Source organism: Bacteroides sp. D2, assembly GCF_025147085.1.
Taxonomy (GTDB): Bacteria; Bacteroidota; Bacteroidia; order Bacteroidales; family Bacteroidaceae; genus Bacteroides.
The window spans coordinates 1,655,280-1,677,956 of record NZ_CP102261.1; the positions used below are offsets into that span (position 1 = coordinate 1,655,280).

The window sequence follows — 22,677 nt, forward strand, 5'->3', positions numbered from 1 at the left end:
AAATGATATTTTTAGAATTTAGTAATGGTTTTATGTACTCCAATACGGTAATCGGTTGGAGTTTGATTTTTGTATTTCTTGAAAATACGATTGAAATTCGAGAGGTTTGAAAAACCACATTCGAAAGCGATATCTGCCACACTTTGTGTTGTTTCAGCTAACAAACGGGAAGCGTAACCGATTCGTACATCAGTGAGATAGGTGATGAAACTCCGGTTTGTACGTTTTTTGAAGAAGTGGCTGATTGCTGATTCCGACATATTCACTAATTCGGCTATTTCTTTAAGGGTAATATCCTTTTTGAAATTGACTTCAATATACTTGCAGATTTTCTCTATCCGTCGACTACGAGACTCCCGGACAAGGAGTGAACTGTCATAAGAGGCACTAGTGAGTAATCTCTGTTCATCTGCAATGGATAAATCATAGAGAATACTGTAAAACTCTAATGCCGTATTGAAACCGCGGGCATTACTCAAATTCAGCAATCGCTCTTTGACTCGTTCAAAGGTTTTTCCTGTGTAGACAATACCTCTGGTCGAACGGATTAGTAATTCTCTGATAGGTTCGAATACTCTTTTATTAAGGAGAAACGAATTGTACATTTGCTCATGAAATTGTATGGTGATAACCTGCGTTTCATCCAAAGTAGGAGCTTTCCATTTATGAGGTAATCCGGGACCAAGTAATACAAGGTCGCAATTTTCAAAGTCTTCAATCGAGTCTCCTATGATTCTTTTTCCTGAAGTATTCATAACCAGATTTAATTCATAATCAGAATGAAAATGAATTGGATAATCAAATTTAGCCTTCGGATTATTCAGGAGCACGAATAAATCTTCATCAGTTAAAGGTGTTACTTCACATTGTATAGTTCCCATAATGTATCGTGTTTGGCTTGATTGAATGCAAAGTTATCAATAATTTCAATATAATATCAATAAAAAACAAAATAATATTATAGTGGTATTTATAATATGCAATTTGTAAAGCTTTGATATATAGTGGTTTATTGTTTTATTGGATTTTTTTGTTCAAGAAAGTATTATAAATCAGCATAAAAAGTGAATTCTAATTGTACTTAACCTCATATATTTGCCCCGAATTCTATAATCAACATGTATAAGTGTTAACTTAAAGTGGATATATATGAAAAAGGTATTTATGTGTATGATTCCATTGCTGATTTTTGCAATGGGGGTCTTTGCTCAAACAATTGATTTGAGTGGGACAGTAAAGGATGATAAAGGGGAGCCTATACCTGGAGCAAGTATTCTTGTAAAAGGGACACAAAATGGAGCTCTTTCTAATGTGAATGGGGAATTTTCCATTGTTGTAAAGAAGGGACAAACGCTGGTATGTAGTTTTATTGGTTATGTGACAGAACAGGCGATCGTTAATCAGTCACGAATAAATTTTGTATTGAGGGAAGATGTGGCGCAGTTGAATGAGGTTGTAGTTGTGGGTTATGGTGGTGTGAAGAAGGGAGATTTGACAGGTTCTGTTTCCACAATAAAAATGGATAAACTGGAAGATTTGCCTGCTAACAATTCAGTTTTCAGTTCTTTGCAGGGAAGGGTTGCCGGTTTGCAAATCGTGAATTCAGGGCAAGGGCCGGGCAGTAATCCTGCATTTATCGTTCGTGGTATTAGTTCAATTAATGGAACGCAGTCTCCATTGGTAGTAGTAGATGGTTTCCCTTTGGGAGAGGGGGCAGACTTAAAGCAGATTAATCCGGCTGATATTGCCGATATAGTAGTGCTGAAAGATGCCTCATCTACTTCTATTTATGGTTCTCGCGGAGCTAATGGAGTGATTATGGTAACTACAAGAAAGGCAGGTAAGGGCACTACTCATATTAATTTCTCACATCAGACAATCATTTCACAATTCTCATCCAAACTGAATTTGTGGCGTGACCCTGTATTGATGGCACAACTGGATAATGAATCAAGAGTGAATGCCGGGCAGTTGCCTTTGTATGTCGGAAGAACTGATAATGGTACATATTATCCTTCTGTAGAAGAAATTTCAAGTGGAGCATGGCCTTATTTCACGCGTTGGGATGATGAAATTTTGCGTACTCCTGTTACAAATAACACGTCGCTTTCTATAAGTGGTGCAAATGACAAACTGATTTATAATTTAAGTGTGAACTATTTCGATGATCGAGGGACGTATATTAAGGATAATTATCGTAAACTATCTGCAAAGCTGGATGTAGACTATAAAGCTTTTAAGAACTTTTCTATTCGTACATCTAATATTTTATCAAAGAACTGGAGAAATGCAAATAGTGGAGATATAGGTAGAAATCCCCTGTTCCCGGTTTATGATGAAGAAGGGAATTATTATCAATCCAGTCCTACGGATTATGGTAATCCGATTGCTTTAGCCAATACTGTCAAAAACAAAAATCAGGGGATGGATGTACTTTCTTCTTGGTTGGCGACATGGGAAATAATAGATGGATTGACATGGAAAGGTCAACTAAATTATAAGTATGGTACAACGGTGAACGACCTGTACAATCCTAAGAAGTATACAGAAGATGGTACTTTCAATAATGGTCATGCTTATATTGGCAATTGGTATGGGCAGGATGTTATTCCTGAAACTTATCTGACTTATGATAGAATGTTAGGAATGCATGGGCATTTAACTGCAATGGCAGGTTATTCATATAAGTATAGTATGGAGCGTTCTTCTGCTTTGGATAGCTATGATTTTGTGAATGAGTCGTTGGGTAATGAAAATATCGGAGCCGGAAATCCGCAAAAGAATCAGGTTTCTAATGGATTTTCAGAATCAAAACTGGTTTCTTACTATGGAAAGATCAACTTTTCATGGATGGATAAGTATTTGCTTACTGCTACTTTCCGTTCAGATGGTTCTTCTAAGTTTGGTGATAATAACAAATGGGCTAGTTTCCCTTCAGGAGCGTTGGCGTGGAAGTTGCATAATGAGAAGTTCATGTCTAATCTGAAGTTTATTAATGAGGCAAAATTACGTGCTAGTTATGGTATTTCCGGAAACCAGGGGATTGCTCCTTATCAGACATTAAGTCGTTATGGAAATGAAAAATATTATGATAACGGTGCATGGAATACGGCTATCGGACCTGGTTATGTGATTGGATCTTATGGTTCAGACGGACGATACAAGTATTGGGGAGGGATTCCTAATAAGGATTTGAAATGGGAAACTACCCGTCAACTGAATTTCGGATTTGATGTGACTTTGTTGGATAATCGTATTCGTTTGGTATTCGACTGGTATAAGAAGCATACTTTTGATTTGTTGCGTCAGCGTTATTTGCCTTTGTCTTCGGGTTATGACAAAATGTGGGTGAATGATGGTGAGGTTCAGAATCGTGGTTTTGAGTTTACGATTGATGCTGATGTTGTACGTACAAAAGATTTCTCTTTTAATTCTACATTTATTTTCTCCCGCAATAGAAGTAAGGTCTTGAGCTTGGGAAGTGTGGCGTCATCAGGATTGAATGTGGATCCGAATACGGGTATGCAATACGAGTTTACAGGAGCTACCCTTACTGAACAACCTGTAGGTAGCGTAAATATCCTTGCAGTGGGTCAGCCGTTAAATGTGTTTTATGGTTATAAGACAAATGGAATCATTCAATCTAACGCCGAAGGTATTGAGGCGGGGATGAGTGGTGATGAAGCGAAAGCCGGTGAATTGAAATACATGGATATTAATAATGATAGAGCGGTGGATGAAAAGGATCGCACAATCATCGGTAATCCGAATCCTGATTTTACAGCCAGTTTGAATTTGAGTTTTAAATATAAGAAATTTGATTTGTCGATTTTCTTAAATGGAGTATTTGGTAATGATGTGCTTTATCAATATGGAATGACTAATCCTGCCACAATGCCTTTACGCTGGACAGTTGATAATCCGAACAATGAATATCCGAGTTTGCGCCAGAACCGCACTCCGAAAGTTTCCGACTGGTTTGTACGCGATGGCTCGTTTGTGAGAATTCAGGATATAAACTTTGGTTATACATTTGACCATCTTTGTAAAGGTGTCTCCAGCCTTCGTCTGTATGGTTCGATTAATAATCTGTATACCTTCACTTCATTCGACGGATACGATCCGGAAGTTGGACTGGATGGTATTTACTGGGGAGGTTATCCGCGTTTCCGCAAGTTTACTCTAGGTATGAACATTACTTTTTAAATTCTAGCATTATGAGAACTAAAATACTATCTATATTTCTATGGAGCACTCTGATGGTCGGAGTTGTGTCCTGCGATTTAAGTGAATCGCCTTACGGATTTTATTCAGAAAAGAATTTTTATAAAACTCCTGAAGATGCAGAGTCTGCATTAATGTATGCTTATAATGCACTTACCTTTCTGGAGTATTCACGGGGAATATATTATATCGGCGAAGCTGCTTCTGAAACGGTCAGTTTGAAATCTGGTGAAGATGCCAATAACCCTGGTGCGCAAGCTTTAGATGAGTGGAAAATATCAGATAATGCCAATAATCAGACTTTACAGATATATTTCAAGTATTGTTATATTGCCATTAATCGGGCTAATGCCGTGATATATAACGTGGAACAGAGCGAACTGCCGAAAGAAGTTAAAGACAGAATACTTGGAGAAGCTTATTTCTTGCGTGCATATAATCACTTTAATTTGGTGAAGGTATTCGGCCTGGTTCCTATGCAGAAAGAGATGGTACAGACTGTGAGCGGTACAACTCCTTCCATGGCTAAATCGATGGATGATATATATAATTTTATGCTGGAAGATTTGAAGCAGGCAGAATCATTACTGGATTATACTCAAAAGACTGGACGTGCCAATAGAGCGGCAGCTCAAGGATTGATGGCTAAACTTTATTTGACCGCTGCTTCATCCAAGGAAAGCGGAGTAGCCAACTATACGGAAATGGCTGCTTCGGTGGAAGATTTGTATGCGAATGCAGCCACTTGTGCAAAGAATGTATTGGATGCTTCGCAAAGAGGTGAGTGCAATTTTGGACTCTCGGAGAATTTGGCGGATATATATGATGTAAACAAGCCTGACGGACCGGAACATGTCTTTATTATGTCAATGGATCGTACAGGTCTTAATGAGGGTAATTATTCTAAGATAGGAATGCTTTTCCTGCCATATAATAATGGAGGCAACTTTTATGTGAAAGCAGGCTCCTCTCTTTATCCTTCCCACTACGGGTTTGAGGTGTTCCCTACCAATATGGCATTTTATCGTACCTACGATGAAACTGATAAGCGTCGTACAGACCTGATTAATACCGAGATTTATAATGCTGACGGTTCGGTATATGCCACTTCGGCTTATCCGTATACTTTGAAATATACTGACCCTGATCAAGTGACGGGTAATACCGGTGATAAGTCAAGTGTAAAACCTTACTTGCTTCGTTTTTCGGATATTGCTTTGATGTATGTAGAGGCTAAGGGAAGTGATGATGGGGCCTGGTTGCAAAGAATTCGTGCGCGTGCTGGACTGGGTAATATTCCGACTCCTGCATCGGTGTCTGAATTCCGTGATATGGTTGTCCGGGAACGTGCGTGGGAGCTTGCTTTTGAGGGGAATCGCCTGTATGATTTACGACGGAAGGCAATGGTGACTAAAGTGGATCCTAATGCGAAGAGTGCAGGTATTACAGAAGCAGAAGCCGCATTCTATCCTATACCTCAACGAGAAGTGGATTTAAATCCTAATTTACGTAATTGATTCGTTTAATTTTAATGGAGTAATCATATGAAAGTACTACAATATATATATTGGCTTATTGTTTCCGCTTTTTTGCTGGGAGCTTGCCAGGTCAATCCATTGGATGAGGTGGAAGAAGGTGACTGGAATAAAGAGAGAAGAATATTGGGATTAACTTTTGAGAATCAGGCGGGAGATGCTACTATCAGCTTAAATGTAGATGATCCTACAAAAGGTACGGTTGAAGTGACAATTGTGAATCCAGACTTTTCACAGGCAATCAAAATTAAAAAGATGGAAGTTTCTTATAAAGCTTCTTCTTCTGTCAATTCCGGCGATGCGTTGAATTTCGATCCTGTCAGCCATTCTGCAACAATAATTGTAACGGCTGTGTCTGGCGAGAAGCGGGAGTATACGGTTCGGGTAACTCCATTGGTAGAATCACTTGTTGGAAAATGGGAGATTCACGAATTGGATGTATTTGGAGGAACAGGTCCTTATTATGGAGGTGTTGACTTTGTGAATCTGTCATCTGATCCATCTTGGTGGAATGAGCAGACCGGAGTGAAAGCAGAGCTTGATAATACGCTTGAATTTACTTTTGAGGGAATTACCGAAAACGGACAGACGTATGGAACTTGTATCCATGATGCAGGTGTGGATGGTAAATTTGCCGATTTTATTTGGGCCGGAGGTTTGCCGGATGGGCAAACTGTGATTGATGTGAATTATAATTATAGGAAAGTACCACAGGGTACAAGCCATTGGGTGCGTGACTATACTACGGAAACCGTAACGTTTACAAAAGGTGATAAAACGTATGTTGCCAGTTTGGTGAACAGTGGAGATATTGTGTATTGGGGTAAGACTCTTACCATACAGGATAGTGCTTTGAAATTTGGCAATCTGAAATCGGCTGGTGATTGGGGACCAATTTACTCTGCTTATGATAAGATAGTCTATGCTCCTTGGGATTTCTATGTTCAAATCAGAAAAAAACAATGATTTTATGAAAGTTCTGTTACAAATATTATTTCTGTTGTTTTGTATCGGCTGTCAGAAGCCGGTACAAAATGCGGAAGTGATTTTCAGGATAAACAAAGATAGTATTATCAGCACTTCTTATTTAGGTAATGGGGTACAATGGGACCCTTACCAGTTGGATTATGGAAATGGGCGTGTTACCATTTCCGAGTCAGACTGGAATAAACTTTATGCACGTCTTGATCACATGCGTCCCCAGTTTATCCGGATGATGGTGTATACTACAGATTATCTGAAGAATGGGAAACTGGATGAGATGTATGATTTCGATCAGGTCAGTAAAATTCTTACCTATTGCCAGGAACGGGGTATTACTGTGATGATGGGTGACTGGGGAGGTAGAATGGTGGATCCGGTAACTAACCGGATTGATACTTTCATGCTTTCTAATGCAGCACGTTATGCAGATTTTCTGGTCAACCGTAAAGGATATGATTGCATCAAATACTATAATATGATAAATGAACCGAATGGTGACTGGTCCTCTAATCAGGCCAATTATGATCTTTGGGCACGGGCCATTCGTTATTTTGACCGCCGGATGCATGATTACGGACTTGCTGATAAAGTGGGATTGGCCGGGCCGGATGCTGCTATTTGGGATCAATCGGAAGCTTGGTGGATAGACAGTTGTGCTACCCGGTTTAATGAGGCTATTAAACTTTATGATATTCATACGTATCCTCCAAAGTCGACTGTTAATTCTGGGGAGTATTCGAAGATAATTCGTGCTTATAAAGAAAGAGTACCTCAAGGAAGTCAAATTATTATGGGGGAGATCGGATTGAAATTTTTAAAAACAGATACTTTATTAGAAAAGGAGAATAACGAACGTATTTCCAAAGTTCCACACGCTTCGCGTGAGGACTCGCAGATGTTTGTTTATGATCATTTCTATGGGATCGATATGGCAGATGCGTTGTTTCAGACTATGAATGAAGGATTTTCCGGAGCCTTGATTTGGATGTTGGATGATGCTATGCACTCTAAGACAGAGGAAGGACCTGACAAATTGAAAATATGGGGATTCTGGAATATTTTGGGTGAAGAATATTTTGGAGGCGCTAAGGAAGAAGAGGTTCGTCCTTCATATTATGCCTGGTCGCTTTTGTCTAAATATATACCGAAAGGAAGTACTGTTTATGCGGTAGAGACGGGAGAAGATAAAGGAGTTCGTGCCGTTGCAGTAGAGCATAAAGGAAAATATACTATTGGAGTAGTTAATGTTTCCGGTCAAGAGAGAACTGTTTTATTCAAGAGTAACTCATTGCCTGTCTTGGAAGATATTCGTCAGTACAATTATATTGAGAATGAAATATTGAAGGAGGGTGATTGTAAGCAGTTACCGAATGTTACGGGAATAAAGCTAAATCTGGAAAAAGGTTTATTTCTTGAATTACCGACGGATGGATTAGTGGTTTATACAAATATGGAATAGGTATGAAGAATATAATAAAAGGATTGATATGTTTGGCTCTGTTTTTATCCGGTTGTGGTAAAGACAATGGAGGTGATACTCCTCCGGTTCCGGAACCGGATGTGAATACATTGTTGGTAACCCCAAAAGTATTAACGAATTCTTATTTGGGGAATGGGCCTCAATGGGGTGGGTATGATATTGTAAATGCATGGACAGGAAATGCTACCCTATCTGAACAGGATTGGAATACGCTCTTCAAGAGAGTCTCTTTTATGCGTCCTTCCTTAATTAGGATAATGGTGTCTCAGGGGTGGAACTACATGAATGGTGAAGTATACAGTCCGGAAAAAAGTGACCCGGTTCTGGGTAAGATATTGTCTTATTGTCAGGAGAAAGGCATTACGGTGCAGTTGGGTGAATGGGGACATGTAGGCGGTTCTGGTATTGATGCGACATGGGTGGATCATGCAACTGATTTTCTTTCTTATTTGGTTAAAGAGAAGGGGTTTACTTGCATCAAGTATTACACAATAGTCAATGAACCTAATGGAGACTGGTCTTCTACTGTAGGAAGTTATCCATTATGGAAGAATATAATTCAGCAGTTTTATAGAAAAATGAACGAAAAGCAACTCACAGATAAAGTTAGAATCATGGGACCGGATGTTGCCATCTGGAGCATTGCAGAGACTTCTTGGGTTGTGAATACGCGCAACGAACTGGCTGAAGAGGTAAAGGCATTTGATATACATGCTTATCCTAATAATGACGATGTGCATACAACTTCTTTTTTACAGTTATTGAAAGCTTATAAGGCAGCTTCTAATCTTGATGCTCCTATCATTATGGGGGAATTGGGATTTAAATATTCAGCAACCTCCTCGTTAGGTAAAGCCAATGCCAGCCGTATCAAGGCCGATCCATTTGCTGCGGATGACTCACAAATGCATGTATATGATGCTTTCTACGGAATAGATATGGCGGATGCGACGATTCAGGTAATGCTGGCAGGTTTTGGCGGAGTGACTTATTGGGATTTGGATGATGCTATGTATAATGATGACGGGAGTTCTTCTTCAACCAAGTTGAAACGATGGGGATTTTGGAATATTCTGGGAAGTGAGAAATTCCATAATCCGGATGATGAAAAGATACGTCCGTGGTTCTATACCACTTCTTTACTTTGTCGTTATTTTCCATCGGGAAGTACGATTTATGACGTGACATTACCTAAACCTGTGAAATCTGGTCTGCGCGCTATTGCGGGAATGAGGAATGGGAAAGTAACTATTGCTATTGTGGACTCCAGTACTAATGATTATTTATTCAATCTAGGTATGGAAAATGGAGCACTATTACAAGGAATAAAAACCTATAAATATCAATCTCAACAAGGCGCTCACTTTATTGGTACAGTGGATGCAGATGGTTTTGCTTCTCCTGTAGATGCAGGTGAAACAATCGATCTTAGTGGTGGAAAACTAAGAGAGATTAATTTGCCAGCGCAATCTTTTATGTTACTCACTAATATGGAGTAAGAATAAGTATGAGACGTATTTGTACATTCATAATGATATTGTGTAGCAGTTACCTGTTCTTGCAGGCTCAAGATCATTTGAGGTTTGCTTCTGCTTTTACTGATAATCTAGTATTACAGCAAAAGAGCCGGGTCAAGATATGGGGATATGCTCCTCCTCGGAGCACTCTTCAGGTGCTTGCTTCTTGGAGTAGGAAAGAGAAGACTGTAAAGGCAGATACTTGCGGAAAATGGATGATAGAATTGTCAACTCCCGCTGGAAGCTACCAGACATATAACCTTTCTATTGCTAATACTGAACAGACTGTAGTACTGAAAAATATTTGTATCGGAGAGGTTTGGTTTTGTTCGGGGCAGAGCAATATGGAAATGATTATGAGAAATGATCCTCAATGGCGGTTGTATGTTGATAATGCAAACGAGGAAATTGCTGTTGCTGATTATCCGGGAATTCGTTTTATGACTGTTCAACGTAATGAGAGTTTTACTGCATTAGATGAGGTCTTAACCGAAGGATGGCAGGTCTGTAGCCCACAGACTGTAGGAGGATTGTCTGCTGTGGGATACTATTTTGCTCGTAAATTACTTTCCAGCTTGGATGTTCCTGTCGGTTTAGTTGTTGATGCTTATGGAGGGAGCCCGATTCAGAGTTGGATTCCTTATGCAGAGACTTTAAAACCTCTTTATAAAGCAGAGCATGAGACCTTACAAGAAGCTGTAGAGAAAGGAAAAGAGAAGCCGGAATACAATATGCTTTCAAGTCTGTATAATGCGATGGTCCATCCATTGATTGATTATAAGATTCGTGGTTGGCTTTGGTATCAGGGTGAAGCTAATGTAGGAGATGCCGGACGGTATATTGCTATGATGAAAGATTTGGTAAGCTCATGGCGTAAAAAATGGAAGGCTAAACTGCCTTTTTATTATGTGCAGATAGCGCCATTTCAATATCCGGGTTATCAAAAGGAGAAGTGGGCTGAACTGGCTGAAGTACAGTCTATGGCATTACAGACGATTTCAAGTTCTGGTATGGTTGTTACGGCTGATCTGGGTGATTCAACTAATATTCATCCCGGGAAAAAGAAACCAGTAGGAGAACGATTGGCTTTGATTGCTTTATCTGATACTTATCATCAAAAGATAAAGAGCCAGTCTCCTTCTTTGAAGCGGTTAACTCTGGAACAGGGGAAATTGAGGGCGGAGTTTGATTTTGCTTATCATGGACTCCGATTGGAGGGAGTTCATCATGAGTTTGAGATTTCTTCAGATGGAATGACGTATTACAAGGCAATAGTAGAGATTAAAGGTAGTTGCGTATGGTTGTCTTCTCCTGAAGTTCCTTCTCCTCGCTATGTGCGTTATGGATGGAGAGATGCGTGTGTCTCTACTCTTTATAATTCGGAAAATCTACCATTAGGACCTTTTAAAGCATCTGTTGATATATGAGAATAGTAGGACTCTTATTCATTGTCGGATTTTTACTTTCTGCCTGTCAGTCGGAAGAAGGGGACAAGCAGATGGGGGAGTCAGATAATGAACTTATCGATATTGTCAAGATTCAGGATGATCCGGATAATGTATTAAGGATAGATGTTGAGGTTACGATGAAGGAGTCTGCTACATTGAAGTTGGTGTATTGGAAGGATGGAAATGAATCTGTCAAAAGGGAACTTGTTTTTGATGATCAAAAGCAGTCGTGGGCTACTAAATTAATTCTTTTGGAAGAGCAAACGAAATATTGGTTGAAGGTGTATGCAAGTAATCAAAACGGAATGGTAGAAGAATCAAAGCCGTTTCAGTTTATAACCAAAGCATTACCGGATGGACTAATGAAGTTCACTAATTTAATGCCTGATTATACGTATACTTTCAATGGATATATCCATGTTGGCGATAAGCAGCAGGGTACTTTGTATTTAATTAATGCTGAAGGAAAAGTGGTCTGGTATCAACCTACGGATGATTTGTCGGTGATTTGTTCCGGATTTGATCCGAAGACGAAAACCTTTCAAGCAATTCTGGGCTTTAATCCGAATGAAAGTTTTACAGGAGAATATATTTATGTAGTTGATTTATACGGAAATGTGAAGCTGAAAAAATATTATGCTCATTTGGATAATCCTTATTTTCATCATGATATACAGATGCTTGATAATGGAGATCTAGTGGTCGTGAACCAAATAAGACAGTCTTTTGATTTAACCCGTTGGGGTGGCTCTTCCAACGAGATGGTGACAGGGGACGGGTTCTCTATTCTTGATTTTTCGGGAAATACGAAGTGGACATGGTCGGCGTTTGACTTCATATCTCCGGAAGACGACCCGGATATAATGGGGGATAGAGGAGAATTTCAATACACTCCGAGAGAAGACTGGTTACATGCAAATACCGCTTATCCTTGTCCGGATGGAGATTTTCTTGTTTCATTCAATCGTATCAGGCAAGTTTGGAAAGTGGATGGACGTACAGGGGAAGTCATTTATAAGCTTGGGAGAAATGGTGATGTACACTTGACCAATCCTGAAGATTTCTCGGATAGACAACATGCCGCTTCTTTGACTCCGGACGGAGATGTGATGATTTATGATAATGGTTATACAAATAAACGTTCAAGAGTCATGGCTTATCGCATTAACGAAATAACAAAACAAGCAGAAGTGACGATGAGGATTGTATTACCCAAAGAAGACTTCTCTGTTAATCAGTCTAGTGCTTATTGTATGGATAATGACCGTATTCTATTTGGTTCTGTAGTACCGAAGACTATTGGAGTGATTGATAAGAATGGAAATTTGATGTGGCATTATAAAACGAACCGACCCTTTTATCGTGCCTTGTATATTGATTTTAAATTATTAAAATAAAGTAAAGATGAAACTAACAAAATCAACTTTTAACCCTATTTTGTCTCCTAATCCAACGAATCATTGGGAGAATTTGGTTGTATGCAATCCTGGTGTTTGGTATGAGAACGGTAAGTTCTATATGTTATACAGAGCAGCGGGTGATGATAAAGAACACATTATTCGTTTCGGACTGGCTGTCAGTGAGGATGGTTTCCATTTTGAGCGTGTGTCTGATGAGCCAGCATTTGGTCCTTCTGTTGATGGAGAAGATGCAGGGTGTGTGGAAGATGCTCGCGTAGTGAAGTTTGATGATTATTATTATGTGACTTATGCCTTTCGTCCTTGTGCTCCCGGACAATATTGGAAATTTGCACACGATGAGGTCATTGTCCGTGATTTCGGAGAAAATGCACCTTATTTCTTAAAACGCAATATGGCTAATACGGCATTGGCTATGACAAAGGATTTTAAGAAATGGATTCGACTGGGGCGTATTACACAATCAAATTTAGATGATCGTGATGTTATTCTTTTTCCGGAGAAAATCAATGGGAAATATGCAATGTTACATCGTCCTAAGGAATGGATTGGGCCACAGTATGGTCCAAAACATCCTGCTATCTGGCTACGTTATTCAGATGATTTGTTAGTTTGGAATGAGCCCAGTCATTTACTGATTGAAGGAATTGATGGTGGTTGGGAGGAAAAAATAGGTGGAAGCACTCCTCCTTTAAAAACAGATAAAGGGTGGCTCGTTCTTTATCATGGGGTTGAGAATGGCGGTTGCGGTTATTATAGAGTAGGAGCAATGATGCTTGATCTGAATGATCCGACTAAGGTTTTGGGACGTACTAAAGATTGGATTCTGGAACCGGAGTTTTCTTATGAGATAGATGGTTTCTATAAAGGGTGTGTATTTCCTACTGGCAACGTTATTGTTGGTGATACTCTTTATGTATACTATGGTGGTGCTGATAAATATATCGGTGTGGCTACTGCGAATGTAGATGAGCTGGTAACCTTCATTTTAACTCAGAAATTATGAACTGGACTAATACATTAACAATCACCGACCTGGTTATCATAGCTTTGTATTTTGTATTCATAGTCTATGCGGGATTACGCTACAGGAAAACGAGTGATTCGGAGTCTTATTTTTTGGCCGGGCGAAGTATGACTTGGCCGGTCATCGGGTTTTCAATGTTTGCAGCCAGTATATCAAGTTCTACTTTAATAGGACAGGCCGGAGATGCCTATTCTACCGGGATTGCCGTATTTAATTACAACTTGATGTCGATCTTTGTAATGATTATCTTTGCATGGTTTTTTCTTCCTTTTTATATTAAATCGAGGATATTTACTTTGCCGGAATTTCTAGAACGCAGGTTTGATGTACGTTCGCGCTATTATTTCTCTGGTATCACTATTTTAATTAATATATTCTTAGATGCAGCCGGTTCGCTTTATGCAGCAGCATTGGTTATGAAACTGGTTTTTCCAGAGGTCAGTTTAACCACATTAGCTGTTATTTTTGCGGTAATAGTTGCTATTTATACTATTCCGGGTGGATTGTCTGCTGCTATCCGGGTGGATTTGATACAGGGTATTATTTTGACAATCGGAGCTATTGCCTTAACATGGATTCTGGCGGAAAAGGGAGGTGCGGCATACGTTGCCGAACAGTTTAATCAAGGAGTTATGATGAAATTGGTTCGCCCGTTAGATGATCCTTCTGTTCCTTGGTTGGGAATGATCTTGGGTATTCCTATACTGGGATTTTTCTTTTGGGGAAACAACCAGCAACTGGTACAACGTGCATTGACAGCAAAGAGCATTGATGAAGGTCGAAAGGGAGTATTATTGGTAGGATTGTTAACCCTGATAACTTTGTTTATCATTATAATTCCGGGTGTTATGGCGCAAAAGTTCTTCCCGGGATTGGAGAAACCGGATATGGTATATCCTTCTTTGGTTATTGAAATGATGCCTGTCGGTATGGTTGGCTTTTTATTGGCTGCGTTAGTTGCTGCTTTGACTTCTTCTATCAGTGGTTTATTGAATTCTGTAGCAACTCTCTTTACGATGGACTTCTATTTAAAAATGAAGAAGAATGTTTCTTCGAAAGAACAGGTATTTGTCGGACGGATTGTTTCTGCTGTTGTGCTGATTATAGCAGTGGCTTGGGCTCCACAGATTGGGGAAAAATTTGGCTCTTTACTTAAATATTATCAGGAAATGTTGTCTATGTTGGCTCCTCCTATTGTTTCTGTTTTCTTTTTGGGTATTTTTTGGAAGCGGGCTACTTCACAAGGGGCATTTTATGGTCTGATAGGTGGAGCACTTTTGGGAATGACTAATTTAGTTTTCAAGATTTATTTCGGATATTCTATTTTCGGAGATATCCATTTCTTGTTGACTGTACCAATTTATCTGGCATGGAGTATGTTGATAATGTTAGTAATCAGTTATTTGACTCCTGCTCCTGATTATAAGATAGTAAAGCCTTATATATGGACGAAAGCTGATTTTGATAAAGAAACAGTTGCTCTGCAGAAACTACCGTTTTATAAGAATTATCGTAAGTTATCCTATATGTTGATAGCACTTTGCTTAATTGTATTGTTAGTTTTTGCATAATTAAAATAAAAAGAACTCGATGTGGGAGAAGTCTGTTTGCTTTTCTCGTACATCGAGTTCTTTTTAATATATTAGGGATAGAAACCGAGTCTTTGATTTTATTTTTCTATTAATTCAAAGTCCAACTGTTTCTTTTCCAGATTAGCGCGGGCTACGCGAACGGTGATGGCATCTCCCAAACTATAGATTTTATTTTTGCGACGTCCGCGAAGACAATAGTTCTTTTCATCGAATTCGTAATAATCGTCGTCCAGATCACGGACAGGAACCAGACCTTCGCATTTGTTCTCGTTCAGTTCTACGTAGAGCCCCCATTCGGTGACGCCGGAGATAACGCCGTCATAAATCTGTCCCAGACGTTCGCTCATGAATTCCACTTGTTTGTATTTGATGGAAGCGCGTTCAGCGTTGGCTGCAATTTGTTCCATGTTCGAACTGTGGTCGCAGAGGTCTTCGTATTTAGCTTCGGATACACTGCGTCCTCCGTCCATATACTTCGTTACCAGACGGTGTACCATCATGTCCGGGAAACGGCGGATGGGTGAAGTAAAGTGGGTGTAATATTCGAATGCCAGTCCGTAGTGACCGATGTTGTGAGTCGAATAACGGGCTTTTTGCATGGCACGGATAGATACGGTTTCAATCAGGTTCTCTTCTTTCTTTCCGTGTATGTCGTCCAGCAGGTGGTTGATGGATTTTGAAATATCCGTCTTCGTTCCGCTTGTACGTACTTTGTAGCCGAAGCGGGCGATGAATTGTGACAGATTCTCCAGTTTCTCCGGATCGGGAAGATCGTGGATACGGTAAGGAAGCACTTTGGGCTTTTTATTTTTAGGAACTTTACCGACGAATTCTGCCACTGTTCTGTTGGCAAGCAACATGAATTCTTCTACCAGTTTATTGGCGTCTTTTGATTCTTTGAAATATACGCTGATTGGTTTTCCTTTCTCGTCAATTTCAAATTTCACTTCGTAGCGGTCGAAGTTGATGGCTCCTGCCGCGAAACGTTTTTCACGAAGTGCTTTGGCAATGGTATCCAGTGTGAGTACTTCTTCTTTGTAGTCTCCTTCTTTGGTTTCAATAATCTGCTGCGCCTCTTCGTAAGTGAAACGGCGGTCGGAATTGATGACTGTGTGTACGATGCGCGAGTCTCTGACTTCTCCCTTTTCAGTAATATCAAAGATGACGGAGAAGGCAAGTTTTTCTTCATTCGGACGGAGTGAACAGATGAAGTTACACAACCGTTCGGGAAGCATCGGGATGGTACGGTCTACCAGATAAACGGAGGTTGCCCGCTTCTCTGCTTCTTTGTCGATGATTCCTCCTTCTTTTACGTAATGTGTCACGTCGGCGATGTGCACACCTACTTCCCATAATCCGTCTTTCAGTTTGCGGATAGAAAGTGCGTCGTCAAAGTCTTTGGCGTCTTTCGGGTCGATGGTGAAAGTGGTGGTCTTGCGGAAATCTTCGCGTTTGGCAATTTCTTCTGCTGAAATCTCGGCAGGTATCTTGTCTGCGGCTGTTTCCACAGCTTTCGGATATACGTACGGCAAGCCGAATTCTGCAAGAATGGCGTGCATTTCCGTAGTGTTATCACCGGCTTGGCCTAATATGTCTATTACTTGTCCGATAGGATTCTTTGCTTTATCCGGCCATTCGGTTACTTTCACGATGGCTTTATCGCCGGTCTTTCCGCCTTTCAGCTTGTCTTTCGGAATAAAGATGTCATTGGCAAGTGTACGGTTTTCCGTCACCAGGAATGCATAGGATTTAGCTACTTCCAGCGTTCCGACGAAAGTATCGTTGGCACGTTCCAGTATTTCTATTACTTCTCCCTCGGCATCTTTGTTCTTGCGTTTGGCATAGAAAGTGATCTTTACTTTGTCATTGTTCATGGCATGTGCCGAGTTACGTTCGGCCACAAATATCGGTTCACCTCCTCCTTCGGGGATAAATGAGTTTTTGCCATTGCTCTTCCGTTGGAAAGTGCCCACCATCTCTGTTCCATGGTTATTGAGACGGAACTTCCCTTTTTCTATTTCGGAAATATAATCGTCATCTAAAAGGTCATGTAGTATATCAACGCATAGCATTTTCTGCGGATGGGTGGTGAGACGCAATTCCGAGAAAATATATTTCATACTCAAGGTCTCGTTCGGTTTGGCATGGAAAAAGTCTATCAATAATGCTGCCAGCTCTTTCTTACTCATTCTCTTGCCGGCCTTTTTCTCTTTCTTTTCTTTCTTTTTCGCCATAATGTTGTCTTTTAAAAATATGTAGTTACAAAGATATAGGAATATTTTCCTTATGGAAACTTTGAAGAAAGAAAAATCTATCTTGAGTGAGAATCTGGATAAGAAAGAAAAGAGTTGTTTCCTTTAAATTAAGGAAGCAACTCTTTTCATGAACAATAAATGCTAAACTTTATTTGTTAGAGAGAATTTAGCTGGAAAAGCTCGCTCGCTTTATTCTTGATTATTTTCTAACGCAACGGATACAATGACCAAAATTAAAAGTATGAGTATCAGTTGGCATCCCTGTACTGGCATTGGCCAGACGATAGTAATGTGGAACATCTTGTCTTGCCAGCAGATCTCTTGTTTTTGTTGTACTCCAGAAATAAATGTCAGTACCACTTCCAGAATCTCCGGTGGCCGAGGTGTAATACCCGCTGGATAATGCATTAAATCCGGTAATGTTTGTCCCTTTATTGGTACTCCAATAAGAAGAGGAAGATGATTTCAGCTTCGTGCCATAAGGTGTGCCTATATATTTTCTCAACTTATTCCATTCGTCATCAGATGGAACAATCCATCCTTCCGGTGCAAGACCTGCTTCGTTATACATTGTATATCCATGATAGTAGGCTCCGTGAATGAGGAAGGTTTGTGTGTCAGCGAATGGTAACCGATATGCTCCTGTTGTATTTGCATCCCATTCTTTTCCATCTGTTACACGCGGAATCTCGGTTCCGTTCAAATAACTTTGTGCTTTTAGATTTTCAGCCATCCAATATTGTGTACCGATCTTAACTATTTTATAACTGAATTTAGTGTCGTTAGGACGAGTATCTATTAACAAATCTGCCTCAACCGTGGTTTTAATAGGAGAGGCTGCTGTTGTAGTTGTAGAGAAATTACCATCAGCCAGATAAACTTTAGATATTGCAGACGCTGTTCCGGCAGTATAGGTACATGTGTTGGTTTCTACATCCCAGACAATGCTTCCGCCATCTTCAACGGTAAGTCCTTTGGCTAAATTCGTTTTACCGTCTTCTGCTACCGGATAAATGACAACCATTCGTTTGTCAGTAGAGCCTGTCTTGATATACTCCCAACAAATCTCTGCTACTTTTACATTTTGATACATCGCTTTCTGAACATCTCCAGTCTCAAAGTCTGTCGGTATTTCAATAGCATATATAGGAGCTGCTCCTTGTTGTGTCACTTCAAATGTCTTTGGAGTGAGAGTAGCATCTTCTCCATAAGTAATCGTAATAGTAGTCTTACGTTCTGCATTGACTGTGTAAGCTTCTGCTGAAACAGTCAGTTTATTTCCCTCTTGTGACAAGAGACACCAAGTATCGGCGGCAGGGCGGCTAGCGTTCCAGGAACCGGTATTGGTAGTGACAGTCAATTCAACGGCAGTTCCTGCTGCATCCAGAGCTACTGGTGTGCCTGTGATTTCGAGAGATGGATCTGCTGCTTTTTGTGTTACTTTAATTTCTTGTATTTTGGCATTAGTACCAATACCAGCGGTCACTGTAACCAATGTTGAACGTGATGTGATTGTTTCATTGGTGGATGCACTGATCTTTAATGTATTACCATTCATCTTTAGAGTACACCAGCTATCCAGTTCAGGACGTGTAGCAGTCCATTCCGATTGGTTCGTGTTAATTTCAATAGACTCTTCTCCGCCGGCAGCTAAGATTGTGACAGAATTGGAAGATACTGTCATTGCGGGTGCATCGTCATCTTTATCACCACAACTTGTGATGACACAAAGCGCTAGTAAAGCACTAAAGAAAAAGTTTACATACTTCGTTGTCATACTGTAAATTATTAAAAGATTAATATTAGTCGTTTATTTTAAATGCTTCTTCCGGTCAGAAGAAGAAACAGTTACTCATAAGTCTCAAATGACCCTGGAAAGTGTCGAGACTGGGGTCTCCGAGGAAACCGGCAAATGATATTTTGCTTACTACTTCACCTGCTACGCCTCCGTTATCAGCGAATGCAAGTACAAAGGAACCATCGGATAATAAGACAGGAATAAGTCCGATACTGTTGTTGGCTGTCCATAAAGGGAATCCTATATTATCCACAATACAGAAATATACATTCATTGGTACGATAGATGAAACATAAACACCTACTTCCTGTCCGGTTATCACAAACATATTATTCTGATAGGTAGCCTGTACTTTATAATCATAAACACTGGTCTTATAGAGGCCGGAAATAGTGTATATTCCATTTTCATCTGCAGCTGAAATTGAGATATCAGGTAAGCTGTATTGACTTCCTTGGTTAACGTATGTTCCTTTCCAACTACCAACGAAATTTTCGGCACCATATTGTAATACCTGATAAGTTAACGTGCGTTCTCCTGATGTTATAGTCACATCACTGCCTCGTGCTTTCCCTGTATTATTGGCGCTGACAATAAAGCTTCCGCCACTGCCATCCGTTGAATGGGTGAATGATAACCAGCTCTTATTCTTTTCAGGGATGGTGACTTGTATAGGAAACGAACTCGACAATTTGATAGGTAATACTGCTGCCTGATTATTGGTGCTTTGTATTTGCTCGGCTTTATTATAAGTGAGTATGGCACCTTCCTGGATGAGAGTAGCCTGTTTGGTCTGGCTACCGTTTGTGATGATGATCTGGGCAGAACGGCCCGGATAGTCTCTGTTTTCCTGTACAGAAAGCTTAACGGTTTCTGTAGTCACTTCTGTGACCTGACACCATTCTACGTCTGATGTAGCTTTTACTTCCCCGGTAGCCTGTATTTGTATACTTGCTTCTCCACCGATCGCTTTCAGATTAAGATCTGTTTGAATGATAGTTAGAGATGGAGAGATGGTGTCGTCATCATGGCAACTGATAACGGTGAAGCAGAGGACGAATAGGAATATGTTTATTACTTTTTTCATATTTTGATCTGTCTGTTTACTTAAACTTAATTTCAATAAGGCATTAACTGGATGGAATCCATCCAATTTAGATATCCGAGGTATGTACTGCCGGTGATTTTATTAGAACTGTAAGCAGTCAGTACGAGAGAGGTAGCCGGTGATCCTACTATTGAACTGAAGAATGTATTATATTCAACGAAAGATAGAATACCATCTGCCGACGCTTCTGCAACTAGACCGTAATCTGTATCTACATACGATGTGATATAACCAAAATTAGCACCCATGTGGGCAGGTAATGCATAAGTTTCGTTATTCCCCAAGATGTATGTTCCGTAAAACTGTCCGATAGAGCCGGGTTGTTGCGGCTTTATGACTAATTTGCCAATTGATTTTTCGTAAGTCACCACAATATCTGCATCCAGATCGGAGCCTGTCATTACATAGCTTTCCTGATCTACTTTCCGCTTCAACTGCACAATGAAAGGCATAGCGTCTACAAAATTGAAAGTGCCGTCATCATTTACTTTGAGAGTCTTGTAATAGAAATAATAGAATCCGGTATAATCTTCATATTTTTTGTATCCGGCAGGATAGACTCCCTCCATGCTGACGTGTTCGGCTCCTGCATCTGTACAAGTAAATGTCATTCTGGTTTTGTTCCATTTGAAATTCTGTAACGCTTTCCCTCCGATAATGATGGGTTGGCGAAAGCGGAAACCATCTGTTGTGTAGGCAAATGCTGCATCTTGAGATTCTGTTTGAGTGGAAATATTGAAAACGTGTGAAAAACGTTCCACTTCTCCCACTTTTTCTCCACCTGCTTTTAATATGTAAGTGTTGAGGAATGCTTCATTGGCTATCTGGTTCAGATTGTTGATATATGTGTTCCAATCAGTATCTGCCGGCATTGGAGTCATAACCATTTCATTCCGATATTTCTTTCCCTGCAATACGATCTCATTTTCGGAAGCACTCATGATTGCAAATTCATAGTCACCTTGGAAGTTACTGTTTTGGCTTAAGATTGGTGTGGAGAAGCAATGCAGTAATTCATTGAAAGTGTCAAATGTTAATATGGTGCTTTGTTCGGAGACCACTTTGTAAAGTGAAGTAATTTTAACTCCCGGTTTGGTGGTTGTAGAGCCGATTTCAGATATAATGCTCACATTTTTACCATCAAATTTGCAGAGTAATGTAATTCCGCCCATTGAATAGTTCTTTCCGGCATAATATTCTAACTTCCAACCGTTAGGCGCGTTTTTTAATAATTCGTTGCATCGTTCTACATCTGATGTAGCCCGATTGGCGGAGGAATCATCGAAATAACTGTCTTCTTGATATAGACATGACTGCAAGCTTATGCATATCGAAGCTAACAGGAAATATAGTATTTTCTTCATAATCATAAACTTTTATTCAATGGTACTTAAGTTTAGTTCCGGGATTTCTTGCTGCCGGCGCAATACAATATCACGCAAGTCATCAAGGTTAATCCCCCAGATTTCAAGCATATAGGTATAAACGATTGTGAACTTTTCATTTATAATACTTGCACCCTCTTCTCCCGCTTTGGCCAGCATACTATTCCAGTAGGCTTCGCTGTGTGTGACATACATCGCTATATTTTCTACAAAGTCTTCACGAGCTTCACTCATTGAGTAAGCTGTAACAAAGCCTTTTTTCCATGCTTTGGTATTCCCACCATCCCGGTCTGTTTCCTGATACCAGTCTGTTCCTATGTATTTCCCTTCACAGATTCTATCGAATGAGGGATCATAGTTTCGCTTCTGATGTAGGATATGTGCAAACTCATGGTGCATTGTCTCAAAATAGTATTTATTGAGCATGTCTATGTCTATTTCGTTCGGGTCAAGATCATTGACATTATAAAGGGTGATTTTCTTTCCTCCTTCGGCTGTACCAAGAACCATCGTGCCACTACTGTCGTAGGCCGGAGAGCCTATCAGGTGAAACGTTTTGGGTACGTATGAACGTACGAAATTGGGGCCTGCCAATTCGGTATAGGCTTCCATCCATACATGTTTGATGATTTTGGATAGCATGACTGATTTATCGTATTCGGCCGGTACTAACTTATATTTCTGATCGCTTTCGATATCCTGCATCCGATACTTGAAGTCGATGTTGTATGGATATGTGTAATTTTTCAGTAACCATAGGTCGAAAGCATTCTCTTCTATGGCCGGAGTATCGGTGAAAATGCTGTGACTGGTATCAATATCGTCGTCATTGTTACAAGCTACAAGGCTGAAGCTTATCATGCATAATAAAGTATATATGATCTGTTTTTTCATATTTCTCCTCCT

General features: G+C 40.0%; 15 protein-coding genes. 9 read left to right on the forward strand and 6 right to left on the reverse strand.

The features are described 5' to 3' along the window. Nucleotides 1-11 precede the first annotated feature (11 nt). Nucleotides 12-881: an AraC family transcriptional regulator gene (locus NQ505_RS05675; RefSeq protein WP_009001220.1), complete on the reverse strand. Its 870-nt coding sequence runs from the start codon at nt 879-881 to the stop codon at nt 12-14. 268 nt (nt 882-1,149) lie between these two features. Here NQ505_RS05675 and NQ505_RS05680 point away from each other — a divergent pair, with 268 nt between their 5' ends. Genes NQ505_RS05680 through NQ505_RS05720 form a run of 9 tightly spaced genes read left to right on the forward strand, consistent with a single transcriptional unit; the run spans nt 1,150 to nt 15,204 of the window. Continuing rightward, entirely contained in the window at nt 1,150-4,206 is a 3,057-nt protein-coding gene (locus tag NQ505_RS05680; protein WP_009001219.1) for a SusC/RagA family TonB-linked outer membrane protein, read from the forward strand. An 11-nt stretch (nt 4,207-4,217) separates the two neighbouring features. Further along, entirely contained in the window at nt 4,218-5,741 is a 1,524-nt protein-coding gene (locus tag NQ505_RS05685; protein WP_009001218.1) for a RagB/SusD family nutrient uptake outer membrane protein, read from the forward strand. A gap of 27 nt (nt 5,742-5,768) precedes the next feature. After that, a complete protein-coding gene (locus NQ505_RS05690; RefSeq protein WP_009001217.1) occupies nt 5,769-6,725 on the forward strand; it encodes a hypothetical protein in 957 nt (318 codons plus the stop codon). 4 nt (nt 6,726-6,729) lie between these two features. Beyond that, nucleotides 6,730-8,202, forward strand: a complete 1,473-nt coding sequence (locus tag NQ505_RS05695; RefSeq protein ID WP_009001216.1) for a cellulase family glycosylhydrolase — start codon at nt 6,730-6,732, stop codon at nt 8,200-8,202. A 2-nt stretch (nt 8,203-8,204) separates the two neighbouring features. Next, entirely contained in the window at nt 8,205-9,722 is a 1,518-nt protein-coding gene (locus tag NQ505_RS05700) for a hypothetical protein (RefSeq protein ID WP_009001215.1), read from the forward strand. Between the two features lie 8 nt (nt 9,723-9,730). Beyond that, complete coding sequence (locus NQ505_RS05705) at nt 9,731-11,167, forward strand: sialate O-acetylesterase (RefSeq protein WP_009001214.1); 1,437 nt, start codon at nt 9,731-9,733, stop codon at nt 11,165-11,167. Continuing rightward, a complete protein-coding gene (locus NQ505_RS05710; RefSeq protein ID WP_009001213.1) occupies nt 11,164-12,585 on the forward strand; it encodes an aryl-sulfate sulfotransferase in 1,422 nt (473 codons plus the stop codon). The genes NQ505_RS05705 and NQ505_RS05710 overlap by 4 nt, the downstream gene beginning before the upstream one ends. A gap of 7 nt (nt 12,586-12,592) precedes the next feature. Beyond that, complete coding sequence (locus NQ505_RS05715; protein ID WP_009001212.1) at nt 12,593-13,612, forward strand: glycosidase; 1,020 nt, start codon at nt 12,593-12,595, stop codon at nt 13,610-13,612. Beyond that, nucleotides 13,609-15,204 carry a sodium:solute symporter gene (locus tag NQ505_RS05720; RefSeq protein ID WP_009001211.1) on the forward strand — a complete coding sequence of 532 codons (1,596 nt, stop codon included), beginning with the start codon at nt 13,609-13,611 and terminating at the stop codon, nt 15,202-15,204. The genes NQ505_RS05715 and NQ505_RS05720 overlap by 4 nt, the downstream gene beginning before the upstream one ends. A gap of 98 nt (nt 15,205-15,302) precedes the next feature. On the opposite strand, the gene rnr is transcribed toward NQ505_RS05720, so the two are convergent. From rnr to NQ505_RS05745, 5 genes are all read right to left on the reverse strand, one after another. Further along, complete coding sequence (rnr, locus tag NQ505_RS05725; protein ID WP_009001209.1) at nt 15,303-17,459, reverse strand: ribonuclease R; 2,157 nt, start codon at nt 17,457-17,459, stop codon at nt 15,303-15,305. Nucleotides 17,460-17,679: 220 nt separating this feature from the next. Beyond that, nucleotides 17,680-19,257, reverse strand: a complete 1,578-nt coding sequence (locus NQ505_RS05730) for an FISUMP domain-containing protein (RefSeq protein ID WP_009001208.1) — start codon at nt 19,255-19,257, stop codon at nt 17,680-17,682. Nucleotides 19,258-19,312: 55 nt separating this feature from the next. Continuing rightward, complete coding sequence (locus NQ505_RS05735; protein WP_009001207.1) at nt 19,313-20,365, reverse strand: BACON domain-containing protein; 1,053 nt, start codon at nt 20,363-20,365, stop codon at nt 19,313-19,315. A gap of 32 nt (nt 20,366-20,397) precedes the next feature. Beyond that, complete coding sequence (locus tag NQ505_RS05740) at nt 20,398-21,750, reverse strand: DUF4302 domain-containing protein (protein WP_009001206.1); 1,353 nt, start codon at nt 21,748-21,750, stop codon at nt 20,398-20,400. Nucleotides 21,751-21,762: 12 nt separating this feature from the next. Continuing rightward, nucleotides 21,763-22,665, reverse strand: coding sequence for a putative zinc-binding metallopeptidase (locus tag NQ505_RS05745; protein ID WP_009001205.1), 903 nt, complete (start codon nt 22,663-22,665; stop codon nt 21,763-21,765). Nucleotides 22,666-22,677: the final 12 nt, after the last annotated feature.